General features: G+C 71.0%; 17 protein-coding genes and 2 pseudogenes. 15 read left to right on the top strand and 4 right to left on the bottom strand.

Annotation, left to right across the window (positions count from 1 at the left end; translation table 11 throughout):
- Positions 1-115 precede the first annotated feature (115 nt).
- On the bottom strand, positions 116-397 hold the full coding sequence (locus tag AB0G84_RS35625; protein WP_026170334.1) for an HPr family phosphocarrier protein: 282 nt from the start codon (positions 395-397) through the stop codon (positions 116-118).
- 134 nt (positions 398-531) lie between these two features.
- On the opposite strand from AB0G84_RS35625, the gene AB0G84_RS35630 reads away from it, so the two are divergent.
- The 11 genes and pseudogenes from AB0G84_RS35630 to AB0G84_RS35680 all read left to right on the top strand — a co-directional run bounded on the left by AB0G84_RS35630 (position 532) and on the right by AB0G84_RS35680 (position 14,191).
- A complete protein-coding gene (locus tag AB0G84_RS35630; protein WP_361330668.1) occupies positions 532-3,729 on the top strand; it encodes a GNAT family N-acetyltransferase in 3,198 nt (1,065 codons plus the stop codon).
- Between the two features lie 59 nt (positions 3,730-3,788).
- A complete protein-coding gene (locus AB0G84_RS35635) occupies positions 3,789-4,379 on the top strand; it encodes a DUF5998 family protein (protein ID WP_361330671.1) in 591 nt (196 codons plus the stop codon).
- Entirely contained in the window at positions 4,379-5,569 is a 1,191-nt protein-coding gene (locus AB0G84_RS35640; RefSeq protein WP_361330674.1) for a nucleotide pyrophosphatase/phosphodiesterase family protein, read from the top strand. The genes AB0G84_RS35635 and AB0G84_RS35640 overlap by 1 nt, the downstream gene beginning before the upstream one ends.
- Before the next feature lie 112 nt (positions 5,570-5,681).
- The gene (locus tag AB0G84_RS35645) at positions 5,682-6,332 is read left to right on the top strand and encodes a thymidine kinase (RefSeq protein WP_361330677.1); all 651 of its coding nucleotides are present in this window, start codon (positions 5,682-5,684) and stop codon (positions 6,330-6,332) included.
- Between the two features lie 163 nt (positions 6,333-6,495).
- Positions 6,496-6,888 (top strand): annotated as a pseudogene (locus AB0G84_RS35650) (DUF817 family protein); the annotation flags it as partial.
- A 313-nt stretch (positions 6,889-7,201) separates the two neighbouring features.
- Positions 7,202-7,558, top strand: a complete 357-nt coding sequence (locus AB0G84_RS35655; protein WP_361330679.1) for an ATP-binding protein — start codon at positions 7,202-7,204, stop codon at positions 7,556-7,558.
- A 229-nt stretch (positions 7,559-7,787) separates the two neighbouring features.
- Complete coding sequence (gene nbaC / locus AB0G84_RS35660; RefSeq protein ID WP_361330682.1) at positions 7,788-8,381, top strand: 3-hydroxyanthranilate 3,4-dioxygenase; 594 nt, start codon at positions 7,788-7,790, stop codon at positions 8,379-8,381.
- Positions 8,371-8,808 carry a RidA family protein gene (locus AB0G84_RS35665; protein WP_361330685.1) on the top strand — a complete coding sequence of 146 codons (438 nt, stop codon included), beginning with the start codon at positions 8,371-8,373 and terminating at the stop codon, positions 8,806-8,808. The genes nbaC and AB0G84_RS35665 overlap by 11 nt, the downstream gene beginning before the upstream one ends.
- A gap of 35 nt (positions 8,809-8,843) precedes the next feature.
- Complete coding sequence (hpaB, locus tag AB0G84_RS35670; protein ID WP_361330688.1) at positions 8,844-10,358, top strand: 4-hydroxyphenylacetate 3-monooxygenase, oxygenase component; 1,515 nt, start codon at positions 8,844-8,846, stop codon at positions 10,356-10,358.
- On the top strand, positions 10,348-10,905 hold the full coding sequence (locus AB0G84_RS35675) for a flavin reductase family protein (RefSeq protein WP_361330691.1): 558 nt from the start codon (positions 10,348-10,350) through the stop codon (positions 10,903-10,905). Before hpaB ends, AB0G84_RS35675 begins: the two co-directional genes overlap by 11 nt.
- 37 nt (positions 10,906-10,942) lie before the next feature.
- A complete protein-coding gene (locus AB0G84_RS35680; RefSeq protein WP_361330694.1) occupies positions 10,943-14,191 on the top strand; it encodes a BTAD domain-containing putative transcriptional regulator in 3,249 nt (1,082 codons plus the stop codon).
- On the opposite strand, the gene AB0G84_RS35685 is transcribed toward AB0G84_RS35680, so the two are convergent.
- Both AB0G84_RS35685 and AB0G84_RS35690 read right to left on the bottom strand, forming a co-directional pair.
- Positions 14,088-14,861, bottom strand: coding sequence for a fumarylacetoacetate hydrolase family protein (locus AB0G84_RS35685; RefSeq protein ID WP_361330697.1), 774 nt, complete (start codon positions 14,859-14,861; stop codon positions 14,088-14,090). The genes AB0G84_RS35680 and AB0G84_RS35685 overlap by 104 nt on opposite strands.
- Positions 14,862-15,125: 264 nt before the next feature.
- Positions 15,126-15,935, bottom strand: coding sequence for a fumarylacetoacetate hydrolase family protein (locus tag AB0G84_RS35690; RefSeq protein WP_361330700.1), 810 nt, complete (start codon positions 15,933-15,935; stop codon positions 15,126-15,128).
- A 258-nt stretch (positions 15,936-16,193) separates the two neighbouring features.
- On the opposite strand from AB0G84_RS35690, the gene AB0G84_RS35695 reads away from it, so the two are divergent.
- The 3 genes and pseudogenes from AB0G84_RS35695 to AB0G84_RS35705 all read left to right on the top strand — a co-directional run.
- Positions 16,194-17,117, top strand: a complete 924-nt coding sequence (locus AB0G84_RS35695; protein WP_361330703.1) for a pseudouridine-5'-phosphate glycosidase — start codon at positions 16,194-16,196, stop codon at positions 17,115-17,117.
- Positions 17,118-17,193: 76 nt separating this feature from the next.
- Positions 17,194-18,549: an MFS transporter gene (locus AB0G84_RS35700; RefSeq protein ID WP_361330706.1), complete on the top strand. Its 1,356-nt coding sequence runs from the start codon at positions 17,194-17,196 to the stop codon at positions 18,547-18,549.
- A 446-nt stretch (positions 18,550-18,995) separates the two neighbouring features.
- Positions 18,996-19,151, top strand: a pseudogene (locus AB0G84_RS35705) (thymidine kinase); the annotation flags it as partial.
- A gap of 70 nt (positions 19,152-19,221) precedes the next feature.
- On the opposite strand, the gene AB0G84_RS35710 reads toward AB0G84_RS35705, so the two are convergent.
- Complete coding sequence (locus AB0G84_RS35710) at positions 19,222-20,004, bottom strand: VOC family protein (protein WP_361330709.1); 783 nt, start codon at positions 20,002-20,004, stop codon at positions 19,222-19,224.
- A 258-nt stretch (positions 20,005-20,262) separates the two neighbouring features.
- On the opposite strand from AB0G84_RS35710, the gene AB0G84_RS35715 reads away from it, so the two are divergent.
- The gene (locus tag AB0G84_RS35715; protein ID WP_361330711.1) at positions 20,263-21,102 is read left to right on the top strand and encodes a sulfurtransferase; all 840 of its coding nucleotides are present in this window, start codon (positions 20,263-20,265) and stop codon (positions 21,100-21,102) included.
- Positions 21,103-21,161: the final 59 nt, after the last annotated feature.

The raw sequence follows: 21,161 nt of genomic DNA on the forward strand, positions 1-21,161 counted from the left end.
GGGGCCGTCCCTGCCGGCCCGGTTTTGCCCGCACTTGGCGCGCGCCCCCGCCCCCCCCCCCCCCCCCCGGCGGCCCCCCCCCGGGGCCGCTGCACATGGCGGGCTCCGGACGGAGTCAGACGGTCTCGGGGAGCTCCTCCAGCCCCTCGGCGACGAGCTTCGCCAGGCGGTCGAGCGCCGCCTCGGCGCCCTCGGCGTCGGAGGCCAGCACGATCTCCTCGCCGCCCTGGGCGCCCAGGCCCAGCACCGCGAGCATGGAGGCCGCGTTCACGGGGTTGCCATCAGCCTTGGCGATCGTCATCGGCACGCCCGAGGCGGTGGCCGCACGGACGAAGATCGACGCGGGGCGGGCGTGCAGGCCCTCGGCCCAACCGACATTGACGCGGCGCTCAGCCATGGTGTTGCCCTTCAAAGTCGTGACTGTTGTCTAGACCAGTCTCTCACGGTGCCGGGAGTGCTCCCTCAGCTCTCCATCTGACCCGAGGGTACGCGTCCGGCCCCGCCGTCAGTGCCCGGTCGTACGCTGTCCGCATGCAGACGCCGCCGGACCTCGCATACCCGACCCACTGGGAAGCCGATGTGGTGCTGCGCGACGGCGGCACGGCGCGGATCCGCCCCATCACCCCCGATGACGCCGAACGGCTGGTCTCCTTCTACGAACAGGTCTCGGACGAGTCGAAGTACTACCGCTTCTTCGCGCCCTACCCGCGACTGTCCGACCGCGATGTGCACCGCTTCACCCACCACGACTACTTCGACCGGGTCGGGCTCGCCGCCACGGTGGGCGGCGAGTTCATCGCCACGGTCCGCTACGACCGGATCAACGACCAGGGGCTGCCCGCCAAGAGCCCCGAGGACGACCAGGCCGAGGTCGCCTTCCTGGTCCAGGACGCGCACCAGGGCCGCGGCGTCGCCTCCGCCCTTCTGGAGCACATCGCGGCGGTCGCCCGCGAGCGCGGCATCCGCCGGTTCGCCGCCGAGGTGCTGCCGGCCAACTCCAAGATGATCAAGGTGTTCACGGATGCCGGCTACACCCAGCAGCGCACCTTCGAAGACGGCGTCGTCCGGCTGGAGTTCGACCTGGAGCCCACCGAGCAGTCCCTGGCCGTGATGCGCGGCCGGGAGCAGCGCGCCGAGGCCCGCTCCGTACAGCGCCTGCTCGCCCCCGGGGCGGTCGCCGTCATCGGGACCGGCCGCACCCCGGGCGGCATCGGGCGCACGGCCCTGCGCAACCTCCTCGGCTCCGGCTTCACCGGCCGGGTGCACGCCGTCAACCACGCCTTCCCGGCCGAGCAGGACCGGCTCGAACCCGAGGGCGTGCCGGCCGTCCGCTCCCTGCGGGAGGTCTCCGAACCGGTCGACCTCGCGATCATCGCCGTCCCCGCCGTGAGCGTCCCCGACGCGGTCCGCGACTGCGGTGAACACGGCGTCCAGGGCGTCCTGATCCTCTCCTCCGGGTACGCCGAGGCCGGCCCCGAGGGCCGCGAGCGGCAGCGCGCCCTGCTCCGCCAGGCCCGCTCGTACGGCATGCGGCTCATTGGCCCCAACGCCTTCGGGCTGCTCAACACCTCCGCCGACGTCCGGCTCAACGCCTCGCTCGCTCCTCAGATGCCCGGTGCCGGCCACATCGGCCTGTTCACTCAGTCCGGTGCCATCGGTATCGCCCTGCTGAGCGGGCTGCATGCGCGCGGCCCCGGGGACGGCGGTATCGCCGGCATCTCCACCTTCGTCTCGGCCGGCAACCGCGCCGATGTCTCCGGCAACGACCTGCTCCAGTACTGGTACGACGACCCGGACACCGACGTGGTGATCCTCTATCTGGAGTCCATCGGCAACCCGCGCAAGTTCGCGCGGCTCGCCCGGCGCACCGCCGCGGTCAAGCCGGTGGTGGTCGCCAAGGGCGCACGGCACCACGGCACCGCCCCGCTCGGCCACGCGGTGCCCACGGTCCGCGTCCCGGACAGCACGGTCGCCGCACTGATGCGCCAGGCCGGGGTGATCCGCGTCGACACGGTCACCGAGCTGATCGACGCCGGTCTGCTGCTGGCCTCCCAGCCGCTGCCGGCCGGCCCGCGCATCGCCATCCTCGGCAACTCCGAGTCGCTGGCGCTGCTCGCCTACGACGCCTGTCTGACCGAGCGGCTGCGCCCGCTGCACCCCCGGGTGCTGGCCTCGGCGGCGACGCCGGACGATTTCCGCACTGCGCTCGACGAGACGCTGGCCAGTGACGCCTGCGATGCTGTCGTCGTCACGGCCATCCCCTGGGTGGGGGAGCAGGACGGAGCCTCCCCCGGCCGGGGCGAGGGCACCGCGCTGGCCGCCGCCCTGCGCAGTGCCGCCGCGGCCCATCCGCACAAGCCGGTCACCGTCGTCCACCTGGCGATGGAGGATCTCGCCGAGACCCTCGCCGCCCCGGCTCCGCCCACCGACCGGCCGGGCCCCGCGGCCGCGGGCCACCCGGGGGAGGGGATGGCTACGGCCGAGCCCGCCCGGAGCCAGGGCGCGCCCTCCGCGGCTGCCCTGCCCACGGGCTCCGCAGCACCTCCACCTGCCCCACAGGGACCACAGGAGTCGCAAGGACTACAGGACCCGCAGGACCCGCAGTCCTCCCCGGGCCACCCGCGATCCCCATCGGCTTCATCAGCTCCATCGGCCCCATCGGCCCCATCAGCCCCGTCGGCCCCTGCGATCCCGCATATCCCACCCGTCCCGCCCTACCCCCCGTACCGTCCGGTTCCGCCCCGCCCCCCGTTCCCCCCAGGCCCCCCGCCGACCACTACGGCGCCGGCGACGCCCCCGGCCGCGGACGCCGGAGCCGCCACCCCGCTCCGGCGTCGCCCCGCCCCGCTCCGTATCCCCGCCTACCCCGCCGCCGAGCGCGCCGTGCGCTCGCTCGCCGAGGCCGTGCGCTACGCCGCCTGGCGCCGGGAGGCCGCCGAGCCCGGCCGGGTGCCCGAGTACGACGACATCCAGGAGGCGGCGGCCGGCGCCGACATCGAGCGCCTCCTCGCCCGGCTCACCACCGGCGCCCCCAGCGACCGCTCCGTCCCGGTGCCGTCCCAGGACGCCGAGGCGCTGCTCGCCCGCTACGGCATCCACACCCGCCCCGTCCTCCCCGCCCCGGACCCGGACACCGCCGCCCGCGCCGCCGCCCGCCTCGGCTACCCCGTGGCCCTCAAGACCACCGCCCCCCATCTGCGGCACCGCGCCGACCTCGGCGGGGTCCGCCTGGACATCGCCGGGGAGATCGAACTCCGCCGCACCTACGCCGAGTTGACCGAGTTCCTCGGTTCGCCCGAGGAGCTGCGTCCGGTCGTCCAGTCGATGGTGCCGCGCGGTGTCGACACGGTCATCCGGGCGGCCATCGACCCCGCCGCCGGCGCCGTCCTCTCCTTCGGCCTGGCCGGCGCCCCCTCCCAACTGCTCGGTGACATCGCCCACCGCCTCATCCCCGCCACCGACCGCGAGGTCGCCGAGCAGATCCGCTCCCTCCGCGCCGCCCCGATGCTGTTCGGTTGGCGCGGTTCCCGGCCGGTCGACACCGCCGCGCTGGCGGAGCTGCTGCTGCGGGTCTCCCGGCTCGTCGACGATCACCCCGAGGTGGTCACCGTCGACCTCGAACCGGTCGTGGTCTCCCCGCACGGCCTCAACGTCCTGGGCGCCTCCGTGCGACTGGCCCCGCCCCCCGCGACCACCGACCTGGGCCCCCGCCGCCTGCCCGCCTACTAGAAGCCCGGCCTCGCCCCAGGGGGCCCGTACTCCCCGGCAGGCCCCGTAGGATGGACCCCATGGCTAAGACCGGTACGACGACCCAGGGGCTGCGCGCGGCGATCGAGCGCAGTGGCTATTACCCGACGCTCGTGGCCGAGGCGGTGCAGGCCGCGGTCGGCGGTGAGCCGGTGGTGTCGTACCTCGTTCATCAGGAGACCACCTTCGATGCCAACGAGGTCCGCCGCCATGTCACCGTCCTGGTCCTGACCGGCACCCGCTTCATCGTCAGCCACACCGACGAGCAGGCCGCCGACGCCACCTCTCCCTCGCCCTACGCCACCACCTCCACCGAGTCCGTCAAGCTGGGCCGGATCTCCTCGGTGGTGCTCAGCCGCGTGGTCGCCAACCCCGAGTCGTACACCCCGGGGCAGCTGCCCCGCGAGGTGGTGCTGACCATCGGCTGGGGCGCGGTCGCCCGGCTGGACCTGGAGCCCGCCGCCTGCGGTGACCCCAATTGCGAGGCGGACCACGGCTACACCGGCTCCTCCACCGCCGACGACCTCTCGCTGCGGGTCAGCGAGGCCGGCGACGGCCCGGACTCGGTGCGCGAGACGCTCGCCTTCGCCCAGGCGCTCTCCGAGGCCACCGCGGCCACCACTTCCCGCTGATGGTCGACATCGCCGCCGCCTGGTCGGAACCGGTACCGCTCGACCCGCTCGGCGCCCCGGTGCCCCGCTACGGCACCGGTTCGCTCGCCGACCTGCTGCCCACCGTCGCGGCCGGCCTCGGCGTCAACGGCTTCGACGGGGCGCTGGAGCTGACGCCCGCCGACCGGGTCTGCGTCTTCCTGATCGACGGCCTGGGCTGGGAGCTGCTGCGCGCCCACCCGGAGGAGGCGCCGTTCCTGAGCTCACTCCTGGGGACGTCGTTCAACGGCAGCGGCCAACCGATCACCGCGGGCTTCCCCTCCACCACCGCCACCTCGCTCGCCTCGGTCGGCACCGGCCTGCCGCCGGGCGCCCACGGCCTGCCCGGCTACACCTGCGAGGACCCGGCCACCGGCGCTCTGATGAACCAGCTCCGCTGGTACCCGTGGACCGACCCCCACCTGTGGCAGCCGTACCCCACGGTCTTCCAGCGGGCCGACGCGGCGGGTATCCACACCTGCCAGGTGTCCGCGCCGAACTTCGAGCACACCCCGCTCACCAAGATCGCGCTCAGCGGGGGCAGCTTCCACGGCCGGCTCTCCGGCGAGGAGCGGATGGACCTCGCCGCGGAGCAACTCGCCGCGGGCGACCGCTCGCTGGTCTACACGTACTACTCCGAGGTGGACGGCAAGGGGCACCGCTACGGCGTCAACTCCGATGCCTGGCGTGGCCAGTTGATGTACGTCGACCGGCTCGCGCAGCGGCTGGCCGAGCAACTCCCGCCGCGTAGCGCCCTCTACGTCACCGCCGACCACGGAATGATCGACATCCCCTTCGACCCCGAGTCCCGGATCGACTTCGACGAGGACTGGGAACTGCGGGCCGGTGTGCGCCTGTTGGGCGGCGAGGGCCGGGCCCGGCACGTGTACGCCCACCCCGGCGCGGCCTCTGATGTGCTCGCCGTGTGGCGCGAGGTGGTCGGGGAGCAGATGTGGGTCGCGAGCCGTGATGAGGCCATCGCCGCGGGGTGGTTCGGACCGCAGGTCGACGACCGGGTGCGGGCCCGGATCGGCGATGTCGTGGCGGCCGCCCACGCCGACATGGTGATCATCGCGACCGAACGGGAGCCCCGCGAGTCAGAGATGGTCGGGATGCACGGCTCGATGACCCCGGTGGAGCAGCTGGTGCCGCTGCTCGAAGTCCGCACCTGACGCTCGGGCCCCACCCCGCCCGCTTCCCTCAACGCCCCCGTACGCCCTGAGACCGGCCCGCCGTGCGCGGACCCCGACCGCTGTCCCGACCTGAAAGGCCACCCCCGACCCCATGTCTGAACTGGTGTTCTTCTCTGGAACGATGGATTGTGGGAAGTCGACTCTGGCGTTGCAAATCGCGCACAACCGGGCGGCTCGGGGGCTGCAGGGCGTGATCTTCACACGGGAGGACCGTGCGGGAGCCGGCAAGCTGTCGTCGCGCCTGGGGTTGGTGACCGACGCGGTGGAGGCCGCCCCGGGGCTGGATCTGTACGCGTTCGTGGTGGAGCGCATGTCGCGGGGCGGCAAGGCGGACTACGTCATTGTGGACGAGGCTCAGTTCCTGGTGCCGGAGCAGATCGATCAGCTGGCCCGGATCGTGGATGATCTGGATCTCGATGTCTTCGCGTTCGGTATCACCACGGACTTCCGGACCAAGTTGTTCCCGGGGTCGCAGCGGCTGATCGAGCTGGCCGACCGGATTGAGACGCTCCAGGTCGAGGCGATGTGCTGGTGCGGGGCACGGGCCACGCACAACGCTCGCACGGTGGGCGGCGAGATGGTCGTCGCGGGCGAACAGGTCGTGGTGGGGGACGTGGGTGGGGCTGCGGAGGCCGTCGGGTACGAGGTCCTGTGCCGCCGTCATCATCGCAAGCGGGTGACGGGCGCGACGGCACGAGCGGCGGCGCTTTCGCCTGACGTGCTGCCGGTCACGTCGGATTGACCATGCGTCAAGGCAGGACCAGGGCGGCCGATCCCGGTGCAAGGACCAACCACGGCGGGTAGCCGGACCGCCACGAACCGCTGACGACGGGGCGCGACGACCACCAGGGGGGGTGGACCAGTCGCAACCCGTCCACCGCCCCTGCACCCATGGACACGGAGGTCTGAACCTCGTCCGGTACCGCCCCAAGCCCACCGCCGTCGTGGCCGCGGCGATCTACCTGAACTTCTTCACCCACCACTGGCTGCCGGACGTGCGGTGGCCGCTCGCCGCCGCGCTGCTGGTGGTGACGGCCAGGACCTGGGTGCGGTTCACGGTGGCGGGCGTGCGGCACCGGATGCCGTTGGCGCTCTCCTTCGCGCTGATCGGGTTCTTCCTGTGGGGCGCGGAGAACATCGCCACCTACCTCGGGGCATGGCGCTATCCGTACCAGCTCCACGGCTGGGAACCGGTCTCCGCGGCGAAGATCGGCGCCTGGGCGCTGCTCATCAGCGTTACCTTCGCACTGGTCGCGCTCGCCCGCCGCGGCGGAACAGCGTCGGACGAGAACCACTGAGGTGGAACTCGTGCTGACGTGGGCAACCGGGTCTGCGCCCGGATGCGCTCTGCCGGCATGTCAGCGCACGGTAAGGGGCGCATCAGCCCGCCGGTGAAGCATGACTCGCATCCGCAGCCCATGGAGCACCGAGTACGGGGAGGCGGCGGAGATGAGCAACGGAGTGAATGCGGGCCTTCCGGTGGACGAGCCCGTGACCGACGCCCTCCGCTGGGAGGGTGGGTCGGCATCGCCCCAGGCGTGGTGCCCTGCTGCCCCGCAACGCCGGAACGTGGATCACACCAGGAACGGAGCTCCTCGGGCCGTTCTGGCCATGCCCTCGGAAGAGCCGTTCGTATGCGCCTGTCGCGCCTTCGCGACGCAGGTGCTCGGCCGCTGGGGCGTCTCCGGAACGGCGCGGGACTCCGCCGTGCTGGTCATCGACGAGCTCGCAGTCAACGCTGTCCAGCACGGCCACGCCGATACGACGGTCGTCCTGACCCGGGTCGGAGACATTCTCTTGATCTCGGTAACCGACTCAGGGGCGGTGGTGCCACATTCCTGGGACGGCACTGACAGCGATGAGCACGGGCGGGGCATGGGGATCATCGAATCCCTCACGGAGTGGACCGAGGTGCACCACACCACGGCGGGGCGCCATGTGCGCGTGGGGCTGCGCCTCGCCGGCTGAGGGCTGTCGCTGTGCGCCCCTCAGGAACGACCCGGCAGCACTTGGCGAGACCCTGCACGACCCGTACGCCCCGGTCGCCCGCGTGAATTCTGCGTCGTCAGTTGCGTGTCAGTGCCGTGTCAGGACTTTCTCAGCCCGGTCCTGACGATAGGGGCAACAGGATTTGCTCCCCCGGGCACCAGTTGCTGGACGGTGCGGCGGGCTGCTGGCCCCAGAAGAGAGGGCGAAGATGGCGATGGATCCGATCATTCTCAATTTGCGGCGCTGGATGAGCGACAATGTCGGTCACTTTCAGCCCCCGGTAGGCAACAGAGAGTTGTGGAAGGGGGGATCCCAGTTCATCTTCATGGTGTCCCGGGGGCCCAACTCGCGTAATGACTTCCACCTCAGTCCGAGCGACGAGATTTTCTATCAGCTCACCGGCGACATGCAGGTCGACTACCGAGGTGAGAACGGACGCTTGGAGAGCGTCACCGTCCGCGAAGGCGACGTTCTCCTGATGCCGGCGATGGTGCCGCACTGCCCGCTGCGACCCGCGGGGACCTGGGGAGCGGTCATCCAGCGGGTGCGCACCGAGCAGGAGCCCGATTGCATCCTCTGGTACTGCAAAGGCTGTGGTGACCGGCTCAACGAGACATGGTTCGGACTGGCGGACATTGAGGTCCAGGTCAAGGCCGCTATCGAGCGGTTCAACGGCAGCGAGGAACTGCGTACGTGTGCGAACTGCGGCAGCGTGCACGACGTTGCCGGGCCGTTCGTGATGCCGCCGGGCGCAGCGGCAACCGGCGGTCGGCGGAACGGAGAGCGTGGTCATGACGCATAGTCACGGAACGCGGGGCGTCGTCGCTGATCAGGCGGTGCCACGCGGCAGGTATCCACATGTCCGGCGCGTCGGCGACCTGATCTTCGTCTCGGGCATCAGTTCACGACGTGCCGACAACACGCATATCGGCGCGGAGGCGGATGAGTTCGGCACGGTGAAGCTGGACATTCGCGCGCAGACCCGCGCAGTGATCGAGAACATCGAACGCATCCTGGCTGCCGCCGGCTCGGGTCTCACCGACATCGTCGATGTCACCAGTTTCCTGGTCAACATGAATGACTTCGCCGGTTACAACGAGACCTATGCGGAGTTCTTCGACTTCGACGGCCCCACTCGTACCACCGTGGCCGTCCATCAACTCCCGCACCCGCACCTCCTGATCGAGATGAAGGTCATCGCCTTCAGTCCGGTCGAGGGCTCGCGGTAGCGAATCTGTCTCAGCAACGAAGGAGGATCGGTCACATGGGTGCGCGCACAGCACAGGAATACCTTCAGGGCCTCAACGACGGCAGAGAGGTCTGGATCGGCGGGGAACCGGTGGAAGACGTCACCTCCCACCCCGCCCTGCGCCGCGGAGCACGTTCGATCGGCGCCTGGCTCGACCGGCAGCACGAACCGGAGCTGCGTGACGTTCTCACCGTCCCCTCACCCGAGACCGGGGAGCGAGTCGGAACGTCCTTTCTGCGCCCCGTAACCCAGGAAGACCTGGGCAAGCGTTCTGCCGCCTTTCTGGAAGCCGCACGGTGGAGTGGCGGAATGCTGGGGCGCACTCCCGACTACCTCAACTCCTCGTTCATGGCCCTGGCTTCCGCCTCGGAGTTCTTCACGGCGGTCAACCCCGAGTTCGGCCGGAACATCGAGGCGTACTTCCGCCACCTGCGGGAGAACGACATCGTGCTCACCCACACCCTGGTCAATCCGTCGGTCAACCGACGACTCACCGATCAGGGAATGCCCAGTGCACAGGTCGCCTTGCACATCGTCAAACACACCGACCGTGGCATCGTGGTACGTGGGGCACGGCTCCTGGCCACGCTCGGCCCACTGGCCGACGAACTGGTGGTGTTCCCCTCCACCTCACTCAAGGACGACCCGTCGTCGACCCGGTACGCCTTCGCCTTCGCCATCCCCTGTGCCACCAGCGGCCTGCGGTTCCTGTGCCGGGACAGCTACGACACGGGCCGGCCGGCCTTCGACGCCCCTTTGTCGGCCCGCTTCGAGGAAATGGACGCGGTCGTCGTGTTCGACGATGTCGAGGTCCCCTGGGAGCGGGTCTTCCTGCTGGAGGACCCGTCCTCGTGCAACACGGTGCATTCGGCGACGAATTCCCTGATTCACATGATGCATCAGGTCGTCTGCAAGAACATCGCGAAGGCCGAGTTCATGGTCGGGCTGCTGTGCGCCATGACCTGGGCCAACCAGCGTGACCGCGCCCCGCAGACGCAGGCGCAGATCGCCGAGGCGATGTGTGTGGTGGAACTGATGAAGGCCTGCCTGACCGCGAGCGAGGCCAACGCCAGGCCCGACCAGTGGGGCACCATGACACCCGACCGGATGCCGCTGGACGCCGCCCGCAACGTCTTCCCGCAGCAGTACCAGCGGCTGGTCGAACTGGTCCAGCTCCTCGGCTCCAGTTCACTGATGGCCACGCCCGCCCTGGCGGACCTGACCTCGGCAACCGCCGGTGACATCGACACCTACTTCGCGCTGGAGAATCTCGAAGCCACCCAGCGCATCGGGTTGTTCCGGCTCGCCCAGGACGTGGCCGTATCGGGCTTCGGCGCGCGACAGGCGCTCTACGAGCGCTTCTTCTTCGGCGCACCGGAACGCGTTGCGGCCATGCTGTTCCAGGCATACGACAAGGAACCCCTCACCAAGAGGATCTTCGACTTCGTCCGCCGCCCGGAGGGCATCATCGACCTGTCCGACGGGGCAGCGCGGCGGGGCACGGCATCGGAGGCCGCTGATGGACGCTGACGCCTTCCGCCGGGCGCTGGGTAGCTTCCCCAGCGGCGTGACGATCGCCACCACCACCGATGCGGCCGGCGAGGCCTGGGGCATCACGGTCAGTGCCTTCTGCTCCGTGTCCCTGTCGCCGCCACTGGTCCTGTTCTGCCCGGCCGTGTCCGCACGCTCACACGACGTGCTGAAGCAGGCGGAGCGGTACGCGATCAATGTGCTGCGCCCCGAGCACCGGACGCTCGCCCTGCGGTTCGCGACGCCCGGCGCGGACAAGTTCGCCCGGGCCGGATTCCGCACCGAGGGCGGAGTTCCCGTCCTGCCCAGCGCGCTGGTCAGCCTGGTCTGCCGGGCCTCCGCCCAGTACGACGCCGGTGACCACAGCATCCTCGTGGGGGAGGTCGAAAGCGTTCAGGTGCACGACGGGCAGCCGCTGATGTACTTCGACCGCGAGTTCCGCGAGCTGTCCCCCGCTCCCTTGGTCGGTCCACCCGGCCGGGTGGACCGCTATCGCGACCGTCCGCTGTTCGAGACGGACGATACCGACGGAAGCAATGCCGCGTGACAAAGTGGCCGCTGACCGGGGGTGTTACCCTTTTCGCATGCGAGTTCAGCTGCTTGGTCGGCTGGAAGTCCGCGAGGGGGAAGAGCAGATTCCCCTTGAGGGTCCCCGGCAGCGGACTCTACTGGCCCTGCTCGCGCTGCACAGCGGAACGGTGGTCTCCACCGATCGCATCCTTGACGAGGTCTGGGGCGAGGACCACCTCTCCCACCCTGCGAACACGATCCAGGCTCAGATCTCCCGGCTGCGGGCGATTCTGGGCAGCAAGCGCATCGCCACCGCAAGCGGCGGCTACATGCTGGACGTGGACCGCGAGGACGTCGACCTCTACCGGTTCGAGGACCTGGTGGCGGCCGGGCGCACGGCACAGATGTCCGGTGAGCCGGCGGCCGCTGCCGCCACGCTGTCCGAGGCGCTCGCCCTGTGGCGCGGGCCCGCCCTCGCCGACGTCCTGGACATGGGCTTCGCCCGGACCGAAGCGAGCCGCCTCGACGAGTTGCGGCTGATCGCCCTGGAGAGCCGCATCGAGGCGGACCTCGCCGTGGGCCACCATGCCGAGGTCATCCCGGAACTGTCCGCACTCACCAGGGCACACCCGCTCCGGGAGCGCTTCTCCGCCCTGCTCATGACCAGTCTGTACCGCGCCGGCCGCCAGGCTGAAGCCCTGAGTGTGCTCCGGACGGCCCGCGCACATCTCGTCGATGAGCTGGGGGTCGAACCGAGCGAGGAACTGCAGCGCTTGGAGCAGCGGATCCTGATCCATGACGCGGGCCTGCTCGGCCCCGCTTCCCCGCCGGCCCCCCAGACGGCAGCCTCGACCGCGTGCGCCAAGGGCAACCTGCGCTCCCCCTTGACGAGCTTCGTCGGACGCCATGATGTGCTCGGTCAGGTGCGCCAGTTCATCCGTTCATGGCGGCTGGTCACCCTGACCGGGGCCGGCGGGACCGGGAAGACCCGCCTTGCCCTGGAAGCGGTCGGCGCTGCCGACCTGCCGCTGCCCGACGGCGTATGGGTGGTGGAACTGGCCCCGGTTACCGAACCGGACAGGGTGGCCAGCGCGATCCTGCAGGCTCTTGACGTCAGGTCGCAGCCGTCTTCCACCATGCAGGCGGCACCCGCTCCGGGCACCGTACGGCCCGCCGTCGAGCGTCTGCGGCAATACCTCCAGGAGAAGCAGCTGCTGCTGGTGCTGGACAACTGCGAACATCTCGTCGAGGCCGTCGCCGAGCTGGTGGAAGCGCTGCTGCGGGACTGCGGACGGCTGCGCATCGTCACGACCAGCCGGGAGCCGCTCGGAGTCCCCGGAGAGATGCAGCTGCCCGTGCCGCCCATGCGGTATCCCGGTGCGGCCGACGAGGACCCCGAGGCCATCGCCGGGCACGAAGCGGTGCAGCTCTTCGTGGACCGCGCCCGTGCCGTCAGCCCCGACTTCCGTCTGTCCGAAGGGAACGCCGTACACGCCGGGGAGATCTGCCGCCGGCTGGACGGCATTCCGCTGGCGATCGAACTCGCCGCCGCACGCACCAAGACGATGTCGATCACGGACATCACCCGCGCGCTGGCCGACCGCTTCAGCCTGCTGACCGGGGGTTCCCGCACCGCGGCGGCGCGCCACCGCACCTTGGCGGCCATGGTCGACTGGAGCTACGAACTGCTGTCCGCGGCAGAGCGCGCGGTCTTCGACCGGCTCTCGGTCTTCTCGGGCGGTTTCACCGCCGACGCGGCAGCGGCCGTCTGCGCCGCCCTGCCGGACATGGGCACGACGGCCGTGCGGGACTGCATCGACCGCCTGGTCAACAAGTCCCTGGTATCCGCCGAGGTGGGAACGGGCGACCACGCGCGTTACGACATGCTGGAGACGATCCGGGAGTACGGCAACGCCCGGCTGCACGCCACGAACGACTACGCACAGGTGCGCGACCTGCACGCTGCGTACTTCCGCGCGCTCGGCGAGGAGGGCGGCAGGCGGGTGCGCGGGCCCGACCAGCCCGAGTGGCTGGCCACCCTGCAACGTGAGACGGGAAACCTCGACACCGCCCTGGACTGGCTGCTCGGAAGCGGGGAAGCCGAACCGGCGCAGCGGATGGCGGGCGCGCTCGCCTGGTACTGGTGGATCCGCGCCGAGCATCAGAGCGGCACCCGACGGCTCCTGGCCGCGCTGGAGCTGGACGGCCGCGAAACGTCCCCCACCGTCCATGCGCTCGCCCTTGCCTGGGCGTCCCACCTCGCGCAGAACGCACACGACCTCGACGCCGCCGTGCGCCTCGGCCGCCAGGCCCTGGACGTTGGGGCCGCCGCCGGCAGCTCCGACGCCGATCTCGCGCTCGCCTCGGCGTTTCTGGCGCACGCTCTGATGCGCCAGGGGCAGCACGCCGAGGCCGCACCGCATATCGCCCGTGCCTTCGACGGGCTGGACGAGGCCACCGACCATTGGGTGCTGGCGAGTTCCTACATCGTTGCCGGCCTCGGTGCGTTCTGGCAGGGCGAGGCCGGACGGGCCACCGAACTGTTCACCCACGCCCTGACGCACTACCGCCTCAGCGGCGACCAATGGGGAGTGCTGCGCGCTCTGTTCCGCCTCGGTGCGGTCAGCGAGTGCCGCGGTCACTACCGTGAGGCCACGGCGCTCGCCGACGAAGGGCTCAGCCTTGCGCGGCGCCTCGGGCTGGCCGAGATGGTCGCCGCACGGCTGGCAGACCTGGGGCGGCTGGCCATCCTCCGCGGCGATCCGGATGCTGCCCGGGACCTGCTGCAGGAGTCGTTGAACACCGCTGCCTGGATCGGCGCCGAAGAGCCCGCTGCCAGCGCCCGCAACAGCCTGGGGATCCTCGTACGTGCCGACAAGGATCTGGAGCGCGCCGGCGCCCTGCACACCAGCGCCCTGGAGTCCTACGAACGCATGGCTCTGTCCAGGGAAGCGGGGCTGTGCCGCGTCTGCCTGGGCCTGGTGCTGGTCGAGCTCGGGAGGACGGCGGAGGCACGGGGGTGCTTCGAGACCGCCATCGCCACCGGCGAGTCGGTCCACGACCCCTGGATGTTGGCCATCGGCCTCGAAGCCCTGGCCAGCACGGTCTGCCGCACCGACCGGCCGCGCGCCGCCGATCTGCTGGCCCGGGCACGGCAGATCCGCGACCGGACGGGTATGCCCACGCCGACCTGGCTGGCCGGCGACGTGGACCGCACCGCTAAGGCCGTGGAGAGCTCGGCGCCGCCGCCACCGAAGCCGAACCCAGTGACTCGACCACCGTGCGCACCAGCGCCCCCGGACGCAGCGGAACAGCCGCGGTAGCACCGCCGGCGAGCACCACCCACCCCGCCTGCAGCGGCATCCCGGCCCGCCCGGTCAGCCGTGCCGCGGCCACCAGCGAACGCCACGGGTCGCCGAGGACCGACGCGGTGGAGCCGGCCTCGGCAATCCGGCCGTCCACCTCCAGGAGCACCCCGAGGCAGTCCAGTGACGACGGAACGGCCCGCCAGGCTCCAAGGACGAACCCGGCGGCGGAAGCGTTGTCGGCCACCACGTCCGCCAAGGTGAAGCGGAAGTCCGCATAGCGGGAGTCGATGATCTCCAAGGCGGGGGCGACCGCAGTCACCGCCGAGGTGATGGTTTCCGGCCGCGCGCCCGGAGGTATGTCGCGTCCGATCAGGAAGGCGACCTCAGGCTCAACGCGTGGATGGATGCAGCAGCCCGGTGGGAGCCGGCCACCCTCCGGCACCAGCATGGCGTCGGTCAGGCGGCCCCAGATGACCTCGTCCACGCCCATCTGCGCCATCTTCTGCCGGCTGGTGAAGCCCATCTTCACCCCCACCAGACGCTCGCCGCGGTCGAGCCGCCGGGCGAGGGACAGCTCCTGCACCGTGTAGGCGTCCGCGACACTCAGCGGAGCCCCTTGCGAGGGCTGCGAGGTGACCTCGCCCCGCCGGGCTGCCTCATCGAGTCGCGCGGCCAGCTTGTGCATTGACGTCGTTCCACTCATGGCGAGCCTTTCACGTGTCGTCGGCGGTAGGTGCCTGCTCGGTCTCCTTGAATCCGGGCAGTTCGGCCGGTCCCTCGGCGCCCGGCGCTGTGGTCGGTGTGCCCGGCCGACGAGCCCGTGCCGGCCCTTCCGACGCGCGGTCGATCCCCGCCATGGCCGCCCTCTGCGACGTGCTGGACGGTCGGAGGACCTTGAACATCAGGTCGGTGCCGACAGTGCCGGACCCGAGAACGGCGACCGGTGCGGTCACGAGTGACTGCCCCTCGCGAACTCGGCGCGTACCGAACCGAGCCCGGAGACGCGCGCTTCGTAGACGGTGTCGGCCGTGACGCGGACCATGGGGCCAAGGGCACCGGAGAGGACCACGTCGCCGGCAGAGAGCGGGTAATCGGTCCTGGCCAGTCGGCGGGCGAGCCAGGTCACGGCATTCACCGGGTGCCCCAGGCATGCCGCCCCGGCTCCGACGGACAGCGGTTCGCCACCGGCCATCAGGACCGCGCCGCTCTCCCGCAGATCCAGTCCGTCCAGACGGCACGGGGTCCCGCCGAGGAGAAACCGGCCACTGGACGCATTGTCCGCGACGGTGTCGACGATATCGATGTCCCAGGCGGCGACCCGTGAGTCGACCACCTCGATCGCCGTCACCACGTATGCGGTCGCGCGCAGCACATCGGCCGTCGTCGCCCACTCATCGGCGAGGTCGGTACCCAGAACGAAGGCGATCTCCACCTCGATGCGCGGGTCGATCAACCGTGTGAGGTCGATTTCCGCACCGTCGCACACGGCCATATCGCCGAACAGCATCCCGAAGTCCGGCTGGTCGACACCCAGCTGCTTCTGCACGGCCGGCGAGGTCAGCCCGATCTTGCGCCCGACGAGCCGTCGCCCCTCGGACAGCGACCGTCGGGTGTTCACTTCCTGCACCGCATACGCGGCCTCGATATCTCCGGCACCCAGCAGTGAGCGGACCGGCGCACAGGGCAGACTGCTCACCCGCGCGTTCCAGAGCCGTTGCGCCGCTTCCGCGATGCCGTCGTTGTCAGTGCTCGGAAGCATGCTGAGGGCTCCTTTCGGCATTCCGGCTGCCCGGAATCACGGATCGGACACCGGTCATCAGCACCCTGCATCCCGGCTCTGATGCCGACCTGGCACGCCACTGACGCAGCGCGCCGACTGCTCCCACGGGGGCGTCAGGTCGCCGTCAGGTGCATCTCAGCCAGGGGGTCGACCATGGTCGCCACTCTCGACGCCGGAAAAGGCCGCTGAAGAATTCCCCGAATGCTGTCGTGGCCCGCGCGTCAAGAAGGAGGAGAGATGCGCGAGTTGCTACGCCTGAGTGATGAGGTCGCACAGGCCCTTCGGGAGGGGCGGCCGGTGGTGGCGCTGGAGACCACCGTCATCAACCACGGGCCACCGTACCCAGGAAACCTGGAATGGGCGCTCGCCATCGGCCGGGCGGTGCGCGAGGGGGGCGCCACACCCGCCACGATCGGCATTGCTGACGGGCGCCTCGTTGTCGGGATGAGCGAGGACGAACTGGACCGGTTCGCCGGCACCCGGCACATTCCCAAGGCCAGTACACGGGACATCGGGCTGATCCTGGCCTCGCGTGGACTGGGGGCCACCACCGTGGCCTCGTCCTCGCTCATTGCCGGCGTCGCCGGGATTCCGGTGCTCGCCACCGGAGGCATCGGCGGAGTGCACCGCAATGCCTCGGTCACCTTCGACATCTCCGCGGACCTGCTGCAGCTGACGCGCAGTCAGGTCGCCGTGGTGTGTGCGGGAGCCAAGAGCATTCTCGATGTGGGCCTCACGCTGGAATACCTGGAGACGCTGGGGGTGCCGGTGATCGGCTACCGGTGCGAGGACTTCCCGGCGTACTACTGCACCTCCAGCGGGTTCCCCAACCCGCAGCGGGCCGACGAGCTCACGACACTGACCGCGGCCATCGACCTGCACTGGAAGGCCGGGGCGACGGGATCGGTGGTCGTCACCTCGCCCATCGAGGCCGAGGACGCGCTGGACAGCGAGCGGATCGAGCGGGCTGTCCAAGGCGCCGTGCGGAAAGCCGAACGCGACGGTGTGCACGGCGCGGCAATCACCCCCTACCTGCTGAAGGCCGTATCCGCGGCGACCGAGGGACGCAGTGCGGCGGCGAACCGCGCCGTGCTGATCAGCACCGCGAAGCTGGCCGGCCAGGTGGCCCGCGCCTTCGCGGACCGCCAGGACAACACCTGAGCACGGCATGAGTCGTGCTCTTGGAGCAGGACGGCAGGCCGGCCCGAGCCGGCGACAAGTGGAAGCGAGTGACGTCATGACCAGTCCAAGAACCAAGGCCGTTCCGGACCAGCTGCACCGTCTCCGGTCCGGCCGCTCTCGCCGTACGGGAACGCTGATCACGAGCTGTCTTGCGGTGTGCCTCGCCCAGATCGCGCTGGCCATGCCGGCGACCCTGAACGGGCTGTTCCAGGAGAGCCTGCAGCCGGTCGGCTCCCAACTCACCTGGATCTCCGATGCGTTCCTGTTGCCCGTGACCGTACTGGAACTGACCTTCGGCGTGCTGGGCGACCTCTTCGGTCGCAAGAGGCTGCTGGTCGGAGGCGCGGGGCTGCTGGCGGTGGGCGAGGTGGTCGCGGCGACCGCCGGCGGCGTCCCCCAGCTGTGGGCGGGCCAGCTCCTCGGCGGCCTCGGCGCGGCGGCGCTCTTCCCCACCACGCTCGCCATGGTCGCGGCCGGCACGCACACGCCGCGTGACCGGGCTCGGGGTATCGCGCTTTGGACCGCATCGCTCTCCACCGGCGGCTTCGTCGCCCCCGTACTCGGCGGCATTTCCGGAACGTACGGTTCATGGAAGATTTCCTTTGTGATCGTCGCCGCACTGGCCGTGGTTGTCGCGCTGGTCTGCTGGCTGCGCGCCGAGGACTCCAGCTCACCGGAAGGCCGCTCACTCGACTGGGGCGGCCAGATCACCATCCTCATCGGCCTGTTCGCCCTTCTCTACGCGGTGATCCAGGGGCCGACCGACGGCTGGGGTTCCCCCTCGGTGATCAGCGCCTTCGCCGTCGCCGCGGTGTTCCTCGTGCTGTTCGTCCTCGCGGAGCACCGGGCCCGCACCCCCCTGCTGCGCCTCGACCTGTTCCGCAACCGGTCGTTCGCCGTCGTCTCGGTGATCACGGTGGTCGGCATGTTCAGCTTCCTCGGCACCGCCTATGCGACCAGCATCCGGATAGGGGTGATCCAGCACCAGAGCCCGCTGCGGACCTCGGTGGCCTTCGTCCTGCTCGGCGGGTTCTCGCTGGTGCTCACTCCGGTCATCTCGCGGTTGCTGGAGCGGGCGAACCCGCGCTGGCTGCTCTCCGGTGGCCTGCTGCTGATGGCCGCGGGCGACTTCTGGATGGCGACGGTGGACGTACGGGAGACCTCGCTCGGTACGTACCTCGCGCCCTTGGGCCTGGCGGGCATCGGCTACGCGTTCAGCATCGCGTCGCTCACCGCCGTCGCCGTGAACACGGTTCCCGTTCACTACGCCGGTATGGCCAGCGCATCGACGAGCCTGCTCCGGGACTTCGGGTTCACCCTCGGCCCGGCGCTCATCGGCGCGGTCGCGCTCGGCCATGCCGCCTCGGAGTTCCGGTCCCGTCTTCCGCGTCCTCGCTCGACCCAGCGGTGAAGAGCGCTGCCACGGAGGTGGCCCACGCCGGGGGCCCGCTGGCGGTGAACTCGGTCCCGCTGGAGTCCACACCCGGTCAGGCGGCATCCCTTGCCCGGGACGCACTCGGCCAGGGCTACTCGCTCGGATACGTGGTCTGCGGTGCGGCCGCCATGGTGTCGTGCCTGCTGGCCGTGTCGGCCCTACGGGGTGGTTGGAAAGACACTCAGAACACCGCGGAATCGCTCGCAGCGGAGCCCCCAGCGGCGGCGGCCCCAGAGCCGCTTTAGCGGCCACCTCGTTCGCGCTGAGACCAGGCGCCTGATCACCCGAATCACCGGCCGTCGACCACCTCTTGCACCGGTCAACCGGACACGTCCCAGGCGAACTTGTGCGGGCTGTCGAGTGAGGGAGCCGAAGGAGAGCAGGGTCCGGGCCGGTTGCACACTGGCGCGCTGCAGATCGGGGTGGTGGTGGGTGACGTCAACCAGGCCCAGGGCGAGATGGGTTACGAGGTGCTGTGCAGGCGGCACCACCTGCGCCGGATGACCAGCGCCGCGGCCCGTGCCGACGCGCTGTCGCCGGACGTCCTCCCGGTCCCGCCGGAAGCCCCGCTGTGGTAGCCGAATCCGCCCCGTCGCAACGGCCATGACGGCACGTCAGGAGTCCTGCCCCGGAGGCGCCCTGGCCGGCTCAGCCCCGTTCGATGACGGCGAAGACCGCGCCCTCGGGGTCGGCGACCGTCGCCAGCCGGCCGTGCGGGGAGTCATGGGCCGCGGCCAGGACGTGGCCGCCCAGTTCGGTGACCCGGCGGACGGCCGCATCGGTGTGCGGGACGGCGAAGTAGGTCAGCCAGTGGGGGCCGCCGTCGCGCAGCCGGTCGCCGCCCACCCCGTGGATGCCGGCCACCGCTCGGCCCTTGAGGGACAGCGTCAGATAGTCGTCGGCCCCGCCGGCCGGCGCCGACGGTTCCGTCTCGAACCCGAAGACATGCTCGTAGAACGGGCCTACGGACGCGGTGTCCTGGGTGACCAGTTCGTTCCAGGCCGGGGTGCCGGGCTCGCCGGTGATGGCGGTGCCCATCATCGTCCGGCCCTGCCAGATCCCGAAGATCGCGCCCTGCGGGTCCGAACCGATCGCCATCCGGCCCGCGTCGTCGTCCGCGTCCAGCGGCCCCACGCCCACCGTCCCGCCGCAGCAGCGGATCTGCTCGGCGGTCACATCGGCGTCGTTGCTGGCCAGATAGGTGGTCCAGGCGACGGGCAGGTCCCGGTCGGGCGCCAGTTCACCGATCCCGGCGACCTCTCTGCCGTCGAGGAAGGCCCGGGCGTACGGTCCGAAATGCCGCGGCCCCGGGCGGAACTCCCAGCCGAACAGCGCGCCGTAGAACTCCTGCGTCGCGGGCAGGCTGTGGGCCAGGAGGCTCACCCAGCAGGGAGCGCCGGGCATCCGCCGAGTCGCGGCCTCGGTCGTCATTGTCACTCTCTCCTCGGAGCGTTGGGGGCGGACCATGTGCGGTAGGTGCGGTACGGGCGCAGGTCCCGAGCAGATGCTCGCACCCGGTGCCCTGGTGTGCGCCCCGGCCGCGCCGTCCATGGCGCGTTCCCGAGGGAGAATGCCCGTTTTGAGGTTCCCAGTCCGCTACTCCGGGGTGACGGCAGAGGGTAACTCCGTCATACGGAGGGTGGGCTCCCGCCTTCTGTACGTAGTCGTCGCTACGCAAGGATGAGACCCATGAATGCCATCATCACCGCTACCGAACTCGCGAGCGAGTTGACCGGGGCCACTGGTCCGGTGCTCCTGGACGTCCGCTACCAGCTCGGCGGCCCGCCCGGCCGCCCGGAGTACGAGGCCGGCCACCTGCCCGGCGCGGTCTATGTCGACCTCGACGCCGAACTGGCCGGAAAGCCCGGTACCGCCGGCCGCCACCCGCTGCCCGACCTCGACGCCTTCGCCACCGCGATGCGGGCGGCCGGCGTCCGCGCGGACCGCCCGGTGGTCACCTACGACGGCGGCCAGGGCTGGGCCGCCGCCCGCGCCTGGTGGCTGCTGCGCTGGGCCGGCCACCGCGAGGTGCGGGTGCTGGACGGCGGACTGGCCGCCTGGCAGGCGTCCGGCGGCGCGATGAGCACCGACCGGGTGACCCCCGAGCCCGGCGACTTCGCACCGGTGCCCGGCGGGATGCCGCTGCTGACGGCGGAGCAGGCCGCGGCCCTGGCCCGTCGTGGGGTGCTGCTCGACGCCCGTGCCGGTGAGCGCTACCGGGGCGAGGTGGAGCCCATCGACCCGGTCGCCGGCCACATCCCGGGCGCGGTGTCCGCGCCGACGGCCGAGAACATCGCCGAGGGCGGCACGGTCTTCCGGCCCGCCGCCGAGCTGGCCGAGCGGTTCGCCGCGGTGGGCGCCACGGCGACCGCCGAGGTCGGCGTCTACTGCGGTTCGGGCGTCTCCGCGGCCCAGCAGGTGCTGGCCCTCGCGGTGGCCGGGGTGCCCGCGGCCTTGTACGTCGGCTCCTGGAGCGAATGGACCGCCGACCCCTCCCGCCCCGTCGCCACCGGCCCCCAGCCCGGCTGAGCCCCCGTCAGGGGGCCGTACGGCACCGGCGTCGCCGCATGACGCGGTCCGCCCGTCAC

It is taken from the genome of Streptomyces sp. NPDC020742 (genome assembly GCF_040641675.1).
GTDB lineage: Bacteria > Actinomycetota > Actinomycetes > Streptomycetales > Streptomycetaceae > Streptomyces.